This is a genomic window from Flexivirga caeni (genome assembly GCF_003724155.1).
Lineage (GTDB): Bacteria > Actinomycetota > Actinomycetes > Actinomycetales > Dermatophilaceae > Flexivirga > Flexivirga caeni.
In genome coordinates, this window is sequence record NZ_RJJQ01000011.1 from 167077 (window position 1) to 180276 (window position 13200).

A 13200-nucleotide genomic window follows, 5' to 3' on the forward strand; every position below is an offset into this window, starting at 1 on the left:
TGCGTCCGGCTAGCCCTGCGATCAGCCGAGCTGGCGCAGCGCGGCGTCCGCCCACCCAGTGGGGTCATCTCCCGACGGGATCATCGTCAGCGAGAACCACAACACGAGCGGGTCCCACCAGGCATGCTCGGCATCGGTGAGCGAGGTCACGGACTGGTACCCGTCGAGGAACCCCTCTCGCACCAGCGGACTGACCGGGCCCCAATCGCGGAAGCGGGTGCCGAGCAGGACCGCGGAGCGGGCTAGGTCGGCAACGCGCTGCCCGTGCCCGGCGTCCTCGAAATCGAGTATGGCGACAATCTCGCGGTCCGCGCAGAGGATGTTGGCCGCCCGGTAGTCGCCGTGGATCAGCTGGGTCGGCAGAACTTGGTCCGGAGAACGCTCGAGCATCTCGCGCAGGCGTCGCCGAGCAGCGAGCGGGGCCTGCTCCGACGCAGAGTCGAGCCAGGCGGATACCTGTGTCCTGAGCGGTTGCCGTCCCCAGCCGCGGGCGCCGCCGAACCGCTCGGCTTGCGGGAATGCCGCCAGCGCCGCGTGCAGCGCGGCCAGGGTCACGCCCGCCGCATACACCTGCTGCGGATCGTCGACGTCCAGCAGTTCGCCGTCGATCGTGTGCTGCAGGGACATTGAGCGCCCGCCGACGTCGACCTGATGCCGGCCGTCGTTCGTGGCGATCGGCGCGGAGACGGGAAGACCTTGCCGGTCGAGCCAGGCGACGAGATCACCGGCGTTCGCCAGGCGCGCGAAGCCGTCCTGCGCGATCGACCACTTGGCGAGCATGGGACCGTCCGGAGTGCTCAGCCAGGCCAGCACATTGTGGAAACTCATCACGATGTGGTCGCACGAGACGACTCGGACCGCCCAGTGCTGCTCGACGGTGGCAGTCACCCAGGTGGCCGCTGCCGCGGCGTCGCGAAAGCCGAAGCGCGTCGACAGTGTCTCGTCGGGATCGCACGCCTCCCAGAGCATTTCAACGGTGGGAGTGCGGTCGGTCGGCATACGTGCCAGTCCATCACACCCCGGACTGAGGGCGAGTGAGCCCTCCGGTCTCTCTCGCCGAGCGGGGTAGATCCGCGTCGAGCGGGGTACAAATCCGGGCCTTCCCAGGCTCGGGTTCTACCCCGCTCGGTGGAGAAGTACCACGCTCGGCGGAATGAGGCGGGCTGGTATGCCGAAGGCCCCGGCCCACCGAATGGTGAGCCGGGGCCTTCGAGTGATCGCCGCGTGGAGCGGCAATCGATCCGATCGGATCAGGCCGGCAGGTGCAGGTGCTGGCCGACGAAGATCAGGTTCGGGTTGTTCACGGTGCCCTTGTTGGCAGCGTAGAGCTCCTGCCAGCCACCCTTGATGTGCAGCTTCTCGGCGAGCTGGCTCAGCGTGTCGCCGGCCTTGACCGTGACGGTCTTGCCGGAGATCGCGACCTGCGGGACCGAGGAGACCTTGGGTGCGGTGTAGGTGGGTCGCGCACTGGAGCGCGACGTCTGCGGTGCACTGCTGGACTGCTGCTGGGCGGAGGACTGCGGAGCGGACTGCTTCGGAGCCGAGGACGCGGGCGGTGCGGTGACGGGCGAGCCGCCACCCTGGGTCAGGCCCGCGCGGACGGAGCAGACCGGCCAGGCGCCGGGGCCCTGGGAAGCCAGGACCTTCTCGGCGATGGTGATCTGGGCCGACTCGCTGGCCAGGTTGGCGTTGGACGCGTAGGCGCCACCGCCATACGCGATCCAGGTCGAGTGGGTGAACTGCAGGCCGCCGTAGAAACCGTTGCCGGTGTTGATCGACCAGTTGCCACCGCTCTCACACGCGGCGACGCGCTCCCAGGTGCTCAACGAGGCAGCGTGGGCGCTACCTGCGGTGGCGACGCCGGCTGCGGCGAGCGCTGCGGCGGCGGCAACCCCGATGCCGACGACGCGGGTCTTGCTGCTGAGGTTCTTGCTGAGGTCCATTGATTCCTCTCCTGACGTGCGCATACGGGGTTAGCTGTCGGGTCGGGCTGTCAGGTGCCCGGCAGGTCCGCGGACCTGCTCTCACCCCAAGGCTGCGGTTGCAACCAGATTGGGTTCCCCATCCTCGTCGTGCCTCCGGGACCATCCCGGGCTGTGGTGGCCGCTCGACGAGGTTGTGCGCAGCGAGCCACAGACAGTAGGGGCCGGAACTGAACAGGGGGCGCAGTCCCGGTGATGGGTCGTACCGTCGCCAGGGGGACGAGGTTTGAACCACCGAACGATGAAACTACGTGGTCCGGCGAGGATTTCCAAGTCGGACCGTGATCATTTCGTGACTTTTGTGGAAAAAGTCAGCGAGATCACATAACACTGGTGGCGTGCGTCACATCTGTCACGCTGGTATACGTCCGGCTGGGCACCGCGCAGGCGGTCTGCGATGCGCAGGACTACGGCCGGTGAAGTCACCAGGGCAACGGCTCGGACAGGTCGCGCGGGTCGGCGGGCGCCGACCAGCCTTCCTCGGTGCGCACGTAGGACAGCGCCGGGCCGTCCTCGACCAGGCGGCGCACGCCGGTGATCAGCCGGTCGACGTGCTCGCCGGTGGTGGCCAGGCCCAGGCTGGCGCGGACGGCGGAGGCGCCATCACCCACGATCGCATCGCACAGCAGGTGGGCGCAGAACCGGCCGTCGCGTACGGCGATGGCGTGCTCGTCCGCGAGCACCTGCGAGACCAGCGACGGGTCGTAGCCCTCGACTGTGAACGTCACGACGCCGACGTTCGGCCGGTCGCCGAGCGCGCTGACGATGCGGACGCCGTCGATGGCCGACAGCCCGGCCGAGAGGCGCGCGTAGAGCTGGGCCTCGTGCGCCTCGATCGTGGCGCGGTTCGCGCGCAGGGCGGCGCAGGCAGCCGCGATCGCGATGGCGCCGGTGGCGTTGGGCGTGCCGCCCTCGTGCCGGGCCGGGCCGGTCTGCCAGTCGGTGCGCTCCCGGCGGACACGTATCGTCGCTCCGCCCGCAGGCAGGTAGGGATCGGCGGCGTCCAGCCAGTCGCGCCGGCCCGCGAGCACGCCTGCGCCATACGGGGCATAGAGCTTGTGGCCGGAGAAGGCGACCCAGTCAACGTCCAGGGCGTCGATGTCCAGGGGCACGTGCGGTGCGTATTGCGCGGCGTCCAGCACCGTACGGGCACCGAACTTCCTTGCTACAGCGGAGAGTTCGGCGACCGGCCAGATCTCGCCGGTGACGTTGCAGGCACCGGTGATCACGACGAGCGTGTGTTCCGCGTCCGTATGACGCAGCGCCTCGCGCAAGAGGCGCACCGCGTGCTCCGCGCTGCCCGGGACCGGCAGGCGCGTGGTGCGCTCCTCCGGCCACGGCAGCAGGGCGGCGTGATGTGCCGACTCCCAGGCGAAGACCTGCGTGTTCTGCGGGAGGCAGTGCGCGAGGAGACGCAACGCGTCGGTGGTGTTGCGGGTGAAGACGACTTCGTCGCCCGGGCGGGCTCCGACGAAGCTCGCGACCTCGGCGCGCGCAGCCTCGAACCAGGCCGTCGTGACGCGGCTGGCGTAGCCGGCTCCGCGGTGGACCGAGCCGTAGCGACGCTCGGTCGTCCGGACCGCCTCCGCGACGGAGACGAGTGCGGGGGTCGTCGCACCGTGGTCGAAGTTGGCGTAGTCGGTGACCGTCCGGTGCACCGTGGGGACGCCGAGCTCGGCGGACACCGTGCGCGGGAGGCTCTGGGCTGACCGCGACGGTGCCGGGCGTGAGGGCGCCGGGCGTGAGGTCCGGGCTGCACCGAATGATGCGGTCGCGGTGTCCTGCAGGGGGTCGATGGTGATGCTCAACGTGCTGCTCCTTCGCCGATCGAGGGATCGACGGAAGATGCAAGGCAGAGTCGATCCGCGCTTGCCGACGTGTTGTCACGCCGGCCCGGTCGTCACCCGGAGCACCCCACCGCGGTGGAGGGTTGCCGCTCAGCAAGCCGGGGCTTCGCGCTGAGACTCATGACCTGAGACGGGACGTTACTACGGCTCATCACCGCCGTGGAAGCCGTGTCCGAACCGTGGGAACTGCGGCGGGAGTATGCCCAGCGCGCGGTGGGGCGCGCGCTGGGCATACTCGGCAGGGCGCCGAGGGTTGCCTGGCGCCATGCCGAGGGGGTCGGAGTCCAGTGCCCGGGTAGAGGTTCACCGTGAGCAGGCACGGATTTTCCGGACCCACAGATGGATCTCATCGAGTGCCAGGAATCCGCCTCCTCGTATACCTCTTGCCGGCGACCGAACGTCGGCTTAGACCTAATTCACGGTGTGGTGACGGTCTACGTGACCACGGGAGGATGGGCCTTGTCATGAGGGTACGAAGGTTTGCTGTTGCCGGGCTTGCGCCGGTCGTTCTTGCTGTGGCATTTATCGTGTCCATCGTGCCATCTCGGGCGGCGCCCGGCAGTGGCGCGAGAGGTCAGACCGACGCGGCGTTGGCTGCGTCGGCGACGCGCCTTCACGGACTCGACAACCTGCGGGCCGCGATCGATGCGGTGCCGTCGCGCTATGGCGGAGTGGCAACAGAGGGGGACGCCTCGGTGACGGCGTGTGACACCGGCAACGACACCAACGCATCCGCTGATGAGGGTCCCACCGCGTCCGTGGATAACGCTATTGCCGCTCTCCGGCAGGAGGGCGCCGCCGTCACGGTCAAGCCGTGCAGGTACTCGCTGGACGACCTCCATCGCGTCCTCGCGCAGGTCACCGCATCGTCGCTGTTTGCGGCGAACGGTGTCACGCTTCGGCGTTGGGGTATTGATTACAGTGCGAACGCTGTCGAAATTGGCGTTGATGCGACCCCGTCGGGATTCGCCGCGAAAGTTGCAGCGCAGTGGGGATCTGCGGTGTACCTCACCGTTTCGCCCAGCGTCGGACTTCAGTCGACAACTACCATGAGGTGAGCCGAATCCCGATGAGGATGAGCGCAAAGCGTTGGACGCCCACTATTGTCCCTGTGTTGCTCATGGCGTTCACGAAAGGTCATGTGGCGTAGGCAAAGTCAGGTCGACCACCCCTCAATTAGAACGTCTGTCTTTCGCCATCGAGACGGCGGCAACACGAGATCTGTGCCCAACCAGCGCGAACCACTCCTGCGGCACGATTCGGCAAGCAACCCGAGCCACCGGCAGTTGCGGAGCCACAGCGGCGCGACGCGAAGGCATCTGCAGACTCTCGATTCAGCCAGGACGCTGGTGCCACTCCGAGGGGACCGGAGTTCAGTGCTCGGCTAGAGGCTTCACCATGATCAGGCACGGATTTTCCGGGCCCCAAAGGTCGGTCTCATCCATTGCCAGGAATCCCGCCTTCTCGTAGAAGTGCCGGGTCCGGGCGTAGTTGGCGTCCGCGCTCGACGGGCCCAAGGTCTTCACTTCGAGCAATCGCACTCCGTGCAGCGCCGTATCGGCCTCAAGTGCACGCAGCATCTCTGAGCCGATTCCTTTGCCGTGCGACGACCGGTCGACCACGATCAGGTGGATTTCGGCGGCGTGCGGAAACTGCCGCCTGACCAGCATGACGCCGACAACTACGCCTGCATCATTCCTCACGGTCCACGTTTCCATGGTGCGGGCTGCCTCGATGTAATCCGCATTCGCGGCTGGCTCCCCGAACCACCCGGGCACGCTCGCCAGCAAGCGAGCGACTTCGCCTGGTAGGCACGCGTCTTGGCGTGCGGTCGCGACCACCACGGGCGGAACCTTACGCGGGCTGCTGGCGAGCGGTCGACGGATTTTCGCACCTGGCGTCTACTTCCAGGCGGCCGCACCGGCTCTCGATCCGGCGCCCCGGGCGGCGTCACGCGCCAGGAGCCCGGCGTGTTTCGTATGAGGCTGGTGAGACTCTCGCGTACGGTGGTTCAGTGGCTACTCGCTCGTCCTCGTCGACCGCGCGCGCGACCCGCAGCAAGTCCGGGTCGGGCGGGTCCGGTGCGCGTTCACGTCCCGCCTCGGGGCGCAGTTCGACGCGCCCGCCGGCCAAGAAGGCGACCGGCGCCACGGCCCGGTCCGGCGGCAAGCCCGCCAGCGGTGGACTGCCGCTGCCGTTGCGCGCCGCCAAAGGCACCTGGATGGGTGTCGCCCACGTCGCCGGCGGTGCGGCGCGTCGCGTCGGGCACTCCGCGCGCGATCTCGAGCCCGAACTCCGCCGTGACGGGCTGGGTTTCGCCCTCATCGCGGCAGCCGTGGTCATTGCGGCTCGCGAGTGGTGGAGTCTGAGCGGCCCGGCGGGCAGCGTCATACACGCCATCGTCGCAGGCACCTTCGGTCTCGGTGCGCTCGTCCTGCCGCTGGTGCTGGTGCTGACCGGCGTGCACCTGATGCGTTCACCGCGAGGTGATCAGGGCACCAACCGGGTGATGATCGGCCTGGCGCTCTTCGCGATCGCGGTGTGCGGGATCACCAGCATTGCCAAGGGCATTCCGCAACCGAACCAGACCGCCGCATTGCGCGGCGCCGGCGGGATCATCGGATTCCTGGCCAGCAGCCCGGTCGTCGCCGCCGTGCACACGGCCGGCGCCATGGTGCTGCTGGTGCTGCTGCTCGTCTTCAGCGTGCTGGTGATGACGGCGACGCCGGTGACGATGATCCCCGCTCGCCTCGCGGTGCTGCGCGAGCGGCTCTTCGCGCACAGCAGTCTTCACGACGACGGTGACGAAGCCATCGACGCGGTTGCGCAAGACCTGCACGGCGACCAGATTGACGGCGGCAAGCGCCGCCGCCGGCGCAAGGGCAAGAGCGCGGAGGGCGACCCCGGCCTGGACGGCGACGAGGCCTTCGAGCAGGCGGCGATCGTCACCCCGAGGCGCACCAAGAGCGGCCGGGTGCTGCGGCCGGGGGAGAAGGACCCCGGCGACTCCGAGCCGTATGACGGTGCACACGAGGCGCCTGCCGTCGAAAGCACGCCCGCCGACACACGCGGCGCCGGCAAGCCTGCCTCCGACCGGCGCGGCGCGATGCCGCTGCCCGGCACCAAGGGCGGCCCGCCCGAGGCCCCCACGACCGACGTCCCGCTGCAGGCGCCCCCGACCACACCGCTGCCACAGCGTGTCGAGCAACTCCAGCTGGCCGGCGACGTCACCTACACGCTGCCGCCGAACGACGTGCTGCAGCCCGGCACCCCGCCGAAGTCTCGCTCGGCCGCCAACGACCGCGTGGTCGAGGCACTGACCGACACGCTCGACTCATTCGGCGTCGACGCGCAAGTCACCGGCTTCACCCGCGGTCCGACGGTGACCCGCTACGAGGTCGAACTCGGCCAGGGCACCAAGGTCGAGCGGGTCACCGCTCTCTCCAAGAACATCGCGTATGCCGTGGCCTCCGCCGACGTCCGCATCCTGTCGCCGATCCCGGGCAAGTCCGCGATCGGCATCGAGATCCCCAACACCGACCGCGAGAAGGTCAGCCTCGGCGACGTGTTGCGCAGCAACACCGCGCGCAGCAACACGCACCCGATGGTGATGGGCGTCGGCAAGGACGTCGAAGGCGGTTACGTCATCGCCAATCTCGCGAAGATGCCGCACCTGCTGGTCGCAGGTGCGACCGGCGCCGGCAAGTCGTCCTTCGTCAACTCGATGATCACCTCGATCATGATGCGGTCGACCCCGGACGAGGTGCGGATGGTGCTGGTCGACCCCAAGCGGGTGGAACTCACGGCATACGAAGGCATTCCGCACCTCATCACACCGATCATCACCAATCCCAAGAAGGCCGCCGAGGCGCTGCAGTGGGTCGTGCGCGAAATGGACACGCGCTACGACGATCTCGCGGCGTTCGGCTACAAGCACATCGACGACTTCAACAAGGCCGTGCGCGCCGGCAAGGTGACTCCGCCGCCGGGGTCGCAGCGGGTCATGCAGACCTACCCCTACCTGCTGGTCATCGTCGACGAGCTCGCCGACCTGATGATGGTCGCGCCGCGCGATGTCGAGGAGTCGATCGTCCGCATCACCCAGCTCGCCCGCGCCGCAGGCATCCACCTGGTGCTGGCGACCCAGCGCCCGTCGGTCGACGTGGTCACCGGCCTGATCAAGGCCAACGTCCCCTCGCGCATGGCGTTCGCCACCTCCTCACTCGCCGACTCGCGCGTGGTGCTGGACCAGCCGGGCGCCGAGAAGCTGATCGGTCAGGGTGACGCCCTCTTCCTGCCGATGGGCGCCTCCAAGCCGATGCGCGTGCAGGGCGCGTGGGTCACCGAAACCGAAGTGCAAGAAGTGGTTTCGCACGTTCGCGGCCAGCTCAAGCCCCGCTATCGCGACGACGTGCAGGTCTCCGCGCCGAAGAAGGAGATCGACGAGGACATCGGCGACGACCTCGACCTGCTGCTGCAGGCGGCCGAGCTCGTGGTCAACAGCCAGTTCGGCTCGACCTCGATGCTGCAGCGCAAGCTGCGGGTCGGTTTCGCCAAGGCCGGCCGGCTGATGGACCTGATGGAGAGCCGCGGCATCGTCGGCCCGTCGGAGGGTTCGAAGGCCCGCGACGTGCTCGTCAAACCCGACGACCTGCCCACCACTCTCGCGTTGCTGCGCGGCGACGATCCGCTGCCCGGCGAGCAGCCGTATGACGCCGCGGCCGACGACGACTCCGACGGCAGCGAGGACGCCTGGCAGCTGACGGACCGGCGCGATGACTGACGACGAGGACCGCACCCAGGAGATCCGCCGCGACGGTCCGCCGCCGTCGGTGCCGCGGGCGGCATCAGGAGACACCGCTCAGTACGCACGCCGGCCCACCGGCAACACGCCGCCGTTCGGTATGCCGGCAGGAGCCCCGCAGCCGCAGGCGGGCTACCAGCGGCCGGTCCCCGGCTACGCGCCTGCGCCGCCATCCGGCATACCTGCATCCGGCCGGCCCATGCTGCCGGTCGATCGCGGGTCGAGCGGTTTCCCGGCGGCGATCCTCGGCGCCGTCGTCGCGGCCCTGCTCGCGGTCGCGAGCTCCTACGCCAACTATCAAGCGGTCCTGCACAACGTCTCCCGCAACCCCGGGACGCTCAAGGGCTACCTGCTCGGCCTGCTCGGCACACTGCCCTGGCCGGCCGGCAGCAGTGGAAAATATCTCACGGCGCTGCTGGCCGGGGTGGTGATCATCCTGGTGGTCTCGCTCGTGCTGATAATGGCCGCGACGATGTCCACCCGCGCGGGCAACGGCGGTTTCGCGGTGTTCCTCGCCGGGTGGCTGGCGGTGGTGATCGGCGGCGGCATTGCGGGCGTGGCCGCTGTGGAGATCTGGTCGACCGGTCCCACGATGCCCGGGGCTGCCGGGACGTTCGCGAACAGCGGTCTGGTCTGGGGTGCGTGGGTCGGGTGGATCCCCGGCCTCGTGGTCCTGGCCGCGCATGCCATGCGGCGCAAGCCGGTCAGCAGTTGAATCCCCGGCTCTGCCCGTGGCCGGTCAGCAGCTGAAGCGGTAGCCCTGGCCGGGGTCGGTCAGCAGGTAGCGCGGGCGGCCGGGTTCAGGCTCCAGCTTGCGGCGCAGCCCCGCGACATACACTCGCAGGTAGTGGGTGTCCTTCTCATAGCCGGGACCCCAGACCTCGCGCAGCAGTTCGGCTTGCGGCACCAGGTGACCGGGCCGGATCGCGAGTGCTTCCAGCAGGTTCCACTCAGTGGGCGTCAGCTTCACCGGGCTGCCGTCGCGTGTCGCGACCCGTTCGGCGAAGTCCAGGGTGAAGTGGTCGGTGCGCACCGGCTCGGGGTGCGCGGAGCTGGGCGTGCGGCGCCGCACGGCTGCTCGTACCCGCGCGAGCAACTCGTCCATGCCGAACGGTTTGGTGACGTAGTCGTCAGCGCCCTCGTCGAGTGCCTCGACCTTGTCGTCGGAGTCGTGCCGGGCGGACAGCACGATGATCGGCAGCTCGCTGGTGCGGCGGACCCGGCGGATGACCTGGACGCCATCCAGGTCGGGGAGCCCCAGGTCGAGCACCACCACGTCCGGGGTGTCCTCGGCAATGCACTGCAACGCGGTGCGGCCGTCGAACGCGTGCGTGACTTCGTAGCCACGGGCGCGCAGATTGATGCTGAGCGTGCGCACCAGTGCGGGCTCGTCGTCGACCACCAGGATCTTGGTCATGCGTGTCCTTCCACGGGATCGGCCGGCGGCACGACGGGCAGGCGCACGCACATGGTGAGTCCGCCGCCGGGAGTGTCCTCGGCGTCCAGGGTGCCGTCCATTGCTTCGGTGAGTCCCTTGGCGACGGCCAGGCCGAGCCCGACGCCGTTGCCGCGCGGGCTGTCGCCATACCGCTGGAAAGGCGCGAAGATGCCGGTGCGCTGCGACTCCGGGACGCCGGGGCCACGGTCGACGACGCGCACCTCGACCCAGCAACCGAGGCGTTCGGCCGAGATGACGACCTCCTGGCGGCCGGGGGAATAGCGCAACGAGTTCTCCACCAGATTGGCGAGCACGCGTTCGGCGAGACCCGGGTCGGCGAGGCAGCTGACCTGCGGGTCCGGCAGCCAGACGTGCACGCGGTCCGGGGCGCTGACCGAGCGGAGCGTGTGCGCGACCAGGTCGGCGACGAGCACGTCGTCGGTGCGTGCAGTGATGTTGCCGGACTGGATGCGGGACATGTCGAGCAGGTTCTCGATCAGCCCGTCCAACCGATCGGTAGCATCCTCAACGGTTTCCAGCAGTTCTCGCTGATCGGCGGGGGTGAGCCGGATGTCGGTGCTGCGCAGGCTCGACACGCCGGCCTTGATGGCGGACAGCGGGGTCCGCAGGTCGTGCGAGACCGCCGCGAGAAGAGCTGCACGCGAGCGATTGTCCTTGGCCAGCCCGGCGGCCGCGGCCGCCTGCCGGGCCAGTTCGTTGCGGTGGAGTATGGCGGCCGCCACGCTTGCATAGGCCTCCATCAGTCGCTGCTGGCTGGCGTCCACGACGTCCCCGCCGAGGACGAACTGGTGGTCCTCGTCGATGGGGACCCGGCTCAGCCGCGCCTCCAGCTCGGTCAGCGGCACCTCACCGCTGACCATCACCGGCTGACCGGGTACGCCCGAGTGCGTCGTGCGGACGATGGCCGCGCCGGTCACCGAGAAGAGGTCGCGGGCCTGGCCCAGCAGCTCGGGCAGTGGGTCCTTGACAGCCAGCAGCGAGTGGGTGAGCTCAGCCAGAACCCGCGAATCGTATTCTGCGGCAACGGCTTGCGAGGTGCGCCGGACCGAGAGGTGCACGACCCACGACACAGACGCGGCCACGATCACGAAGACCAGCACGGCGCCGACGTTCTCTGGCTGGTTGATCGTCAGAGTTCCGGTTGGGGAGGTGAAGAACCAGTTCAGCACCAGGCTGGACAGCACGGCAGTCGCCAACGCCGGCCAGATGCCGCCGACGATCGCGGTGAGCACCGTGTAGGCCAGGTAGATCAACATCTCGAGGGGGAGTGCGTGAGTGTGCGCGGTGCGGTCCAGCAGCACCGTGAGCACCAGCAGCCCCACGGTGGCGAGCAGCCAGCCGGCCACTTCCCGGTGCAGCCCGACGCCGACCCAGGTCACCGCCGGGCGTCGGCCGCCGTGGGCGAGTTCGTGGGAGACCATCAGCACGTCGATGTCGCCGGACCCGTCGACGACGGTGTCGCCGACGCCCCGGCCGAAGATCCGCTGCAGCCGGGTGCGCCGCGACGCGCCGATGATGATCTGGGAGGCATTGACGCCGCGCGCGAATTCCAGGATCGCCTCGCCCACGTCGGTGCCGGTGACCGTGTGCATCGTTCCGCCCAGCTCGGTCACGAGTTGCCTTGCCGCAGCAGCTGATTCGGGTTTCACGTCGCGCAGGCCGGTGTCGGAGACGACCTGCACGGCATACAGCTCCCCGCCGGCGCCGCGGCCGGCGATGCGCGCGCCGCGTCGCAGGAGAGTCTCCTGCTCGGGACCGCCGGTGAGTGCGACGACGACCCGCTCGCGCACCGGCCAGATCGACTCGATGTCGTGATCGTCGCGGTAGCGCGACAATGCCTCGTCGACCCGGTCTGCGGTCCACAGCAGCGCGAGCTCGCGCAGCGCGGAGAGGTTTCCGCCACGAAAGTAGTTGGCCAGCGCTGCGTCGACCCGCTCGGCGGGGTAGACGTGCCCGTGCGCGAGCCGGCGGCGCAGGGCCTCCGGGGTCATGTCGACCAGTTCAATCTGGTCGGCCGCCCGCACCACCGCGTCCGGCACTGTCTCCTGCTGCCGGACGCCGGTGATCTGGAAGACGGCGTCGTTCAGCGACTCCAGGTGCTGGACGTTGACGGTGGACAGCACGTCGATGCCGGCATCCAGCAACTGCTCGATGTCCTGCCAGCGGCGCTCGTGGGGGCCGCCGATGATCCGGTGTGCCAGCTCGTCGACGAGCACCACGTCCGGCCGGCGGCGCAGCACCGCATCGACGTCCAGCTCGTGCAGCACGGTGTCGCCGTGCCGGAGCTCCCGCTGCGGGACGATCTCCAGCCCTTCGAGCTGCTCGGCGGTGTAGGCGCGGTCGTGGGTCTCGATGACGCCCACGACCACGTCGGTGCCGCGTTGCTGCCTGCGGTGGCCTTCCTGCAGCATCTTGACGGTCTTGCCCACACCCGGGGCAGCACCGAGGTAGATGCGGAGGCGGCCACGCGTCATACGACGATTGTCCCCGCTGAGCTCGGTGACTGCCTCCTGGCCGTCCATCCGGCTCACCCCTTCGCGGTCAGGCGCTGCAGCGCGAGATTGAGTCGCAGCACGTCGACCTTCGGCTCGCCGAGGAACCCGACGTCTCGGCCGGTGGTCGCGGCCGCGATGAGCTTGTCGACCTCGGCGAGGGAGATGCCCCGCGCCTTGGCGACCGATGGCGCCTGCAACTTCGCGTATGCCGGGGAGATGTCCGGATCGAGCCCGCTGGCGCTCATGGTCAGCGCGTCGGGAGCTGTCCCGCCGAGGCCGGCGAGCGCCTTCGCGCGTGCCGCGACCGCGGCTTCCTGGCGTTTGTCGTCCGCAGGGAGGTTGGAGCCGCCACTGGTGCTGCCGGTGTAGTTCGTGGCCGACGGCCGGCCGTGGAACCACTGCGCACCGGTGAACTGCTGCCCGATCAGCGACGAGCCGACCACCTTGCCGTCCACACGGATCAGTGATCCGGTGGCCTGGTCGTGGAAGGCGACGCGCCCGACGCCCCAGACGACGGCGGGGTAGATCACGCCGAGCAGCACGGTGAGGATGATGAACAGCCGGACCGCAGCCAGTGTCTGGCGGCCGATGGTGAGTGATGACGTTGCCATGA

10 protein-coding genes and 2 riboswitches are annotated in these 13200 nt (G+C 69.2%); of the genes, 3 read left to right on the forward strand and 7 right to left on the reverse strand.

The annotated features are described in order from the left end of the window. Positions 1-21 precede the first annotated feature (21 nt). The 3 genes from EFY87_RS12025 to EFY87_RS12035 all read right to left on the reverse strand — a co-directional run bounded on the left by EFY87_RS12025 (position 22) and on the right by EFY87_RS12035 (position 3790). A complete protein-coding gene (locus EFY87_RS12025; protein ID WP_123271713.1) occupies positions 22-999 on the reverse strand; it encodes a phosphotransferase in 978 nt (325 codons plus the stop codon). A 251-nt stretch (positions 1000-1250) separates the two neighbouring features. Further along, a complete protein-coding gene (locus tag EFY87_RS12030) occupies positions 1251-1943 on the reverse strand; it encodes a LysM peptidoglycan-binding domain-containing protein (protein ID WP_123271714.1) in 693 nt (230 codons plus the stop codon). 4 nt (positions 1944-1947) lie between these two features. Beyond that, positions 1948-2087, reverse strand: a riboswitch (cyclic di-AMP (ydaO/yuaA leader). Positions 2088-2404: 317 nt separating this feature from the next. Next, the gene (locus tag EFY87_RS12035; protein ID WP_245988608.1) at positions 2405-3790 is read right to left on the reverse strand and encodes an aminotransferase class V-fold PLP-dependent enzyme; all 1386 of its coding nucleotides are present in this window, start codon (positions 3788-3790) and stop codon (positions 2405-2407) included. A 52-nt stretch (positions 3791-3842) separates the two neighbouring features. Continuing rightward, a riboswitch (SAM riboswitch) is annotated at positions 3843-3955 on the reverse strand. A gap of 326 nt (positions 3956-4281) precedes the next feature. On the opposite strand from EFY87_RS12035, the gene EFY87_RS20025 reads away from it, so the two are divergent. Further along, positions 4282-4887, forward strand: coding sequence for a hypothetical protein (locus EFY87_RS20025; RefSeq protein WP_148043316.1), 606 nt, complete (start codon positions 4282-4284; stop codon positions 4885-4887). Between the two features lie 315 nt (positions 4888-5202). Here EFY87_RS20025 and EFY87_RS12045 read toward each other — a convergent pair whose 3' ends face one another. Beyond that, positions 5203-5673 carry a GNAT family N-acetyltransferase gene (locus EFY87_RS12045; RefSeq protein WP_181445483.1) on the reverse strand — a complete coding sequence of 157 codons (471 nt, stop codon included), beginning with the start codon at positions 5671-5673 and terminating at the stop codon, positions 5203-5205. A 170-nt stretch (positions 5674-5843) separates the two neighbouring features. Between EFY87_RS12045 and EFY87_RS12050 the strand changes: the two genes are divergently transcribed. Beyond that, the gene (locus EFY87_RS12050; protein WP_220093603.1) at positions 5844-8612 is read left to right on the forward strand and encodes a DNA translocase FtsK; all 2769 of its coding nucleotides are present in this window, start codon (positions 5844-5846) and stop codon (positions 8610-8612) included. Continuing rightward, the gene (locus tag EFY87_RS12055) at positions 8605-9348 is read left to right on the forward strand and encodes a hypothetical protein (RefSeq protein WP_123271716.1); all 744 of its coding nucleotides are present in this window, start codon (positions 8605-8607) and stop codon (positions 9346-9348) included. The genes EFY87_RS12050 and EFY87_RS12055 overlap by 8 nt, the downstream gene beginning before the upstream one ends. Positions 9349-9372: 24 nt before the next feature. Here EFY87_RS12055 and EFY87_RS12060 read toward each other — a convergent pair whose 3' ends face one another. The 3 genes from EFY87_RS12060 to kdpC are packed head-to-tail and all read right to left on the reverse strand — an operon-like array spanning position 9373 to position 13198. Further along, the gene (locus tag EFY87_RS12060; RefSeq protein WP_123271717.1) at positions 9373-10050 is read right to left on the reverse strand and encodes a response regulator transcription factor; all 678 of its coding nucleotides are present in this window, start codon (positions 10048-10050) and stop codon (positions 9373-9375) included. Continuing rightward, positions 10047-12566 (reverse strand): ATP-binding protein, encoded by a 2520-nt coding sequence (locus tag EFY87_RS12065; RefSeq protein ID WP_123271759.1) that lies wholly within the window; start codon positions 12564-12566, stop codon positions 10047-10049. Before EFY87_RS12065 ends, EFY87_RS12060 begins: the two co-directional genes overlap by 4 nt. A gap of 53 nt (positions 12567-12619) precedes the next feature. Further along, on the reverse strand, positions 12620-13198 hold the full coding sequence (gene kdpC, locus EFY87_RS12070) for a potassium-transporting ATPase subunit KdpC (RefSeq protein WP_123271760.1): 579 nt from the start codon (positions 13196-13198) through the stop codon (positions 12620-12622). Between the last annotated feature and the right edge of the window lie 2 nt (positions 13199-13200).

Coding starts and splice junctions, on each gene's coding strand:
- EFY87_RS12025 (WP_123271713.1), bottom strand. CDS start 999: ATGCCGACCGACCGCACTCCCACCGTTGAAATGCTCTGGGAGGCGTGC.
- EFY87_RS12030 (WP_123271714.1), bottom strand. CDS start 1,943: ATGGACCTCAGCAAGAACCTCAGCAGCAAGACCCGCGTCGTCGGCATC.
- EFY87_RS20025 (WP_148043316.1), top strand. CDS start 4,282: ATGGGCCTTGTCATGAGGGTACGAAGGTTTGCTGTTGCCGGGCTTGCG.
- EFY87_RS12055 (WP_123271716.1), top strand. CDS start 8,605: ATGACTGACGACGAGGACCGCACCCAGGAGATCCGCCGCGACGGTCCG.
- EFY87_RS12060 (WP_123271717.1), bottom strand. CDS start 10,050: ATGACCAAGATCCTGGTGGTCGACGACGAGCCCGCACTGGTGCGCACG.
- EFY87_RS12065 (WP_123271759.1), bottom strand. CDS start 12,566: ATGACGCGTGGCCGCCTCCGCATCTACCTCGGTGCTGCCCCGGGTGTG.
- kdpC (WP_123271760.1), bottom strand. CDS start 13,198: ATGGCAACGTCATCACTCACCATCGGCCGCCAGACACTGGCTGCGGTC.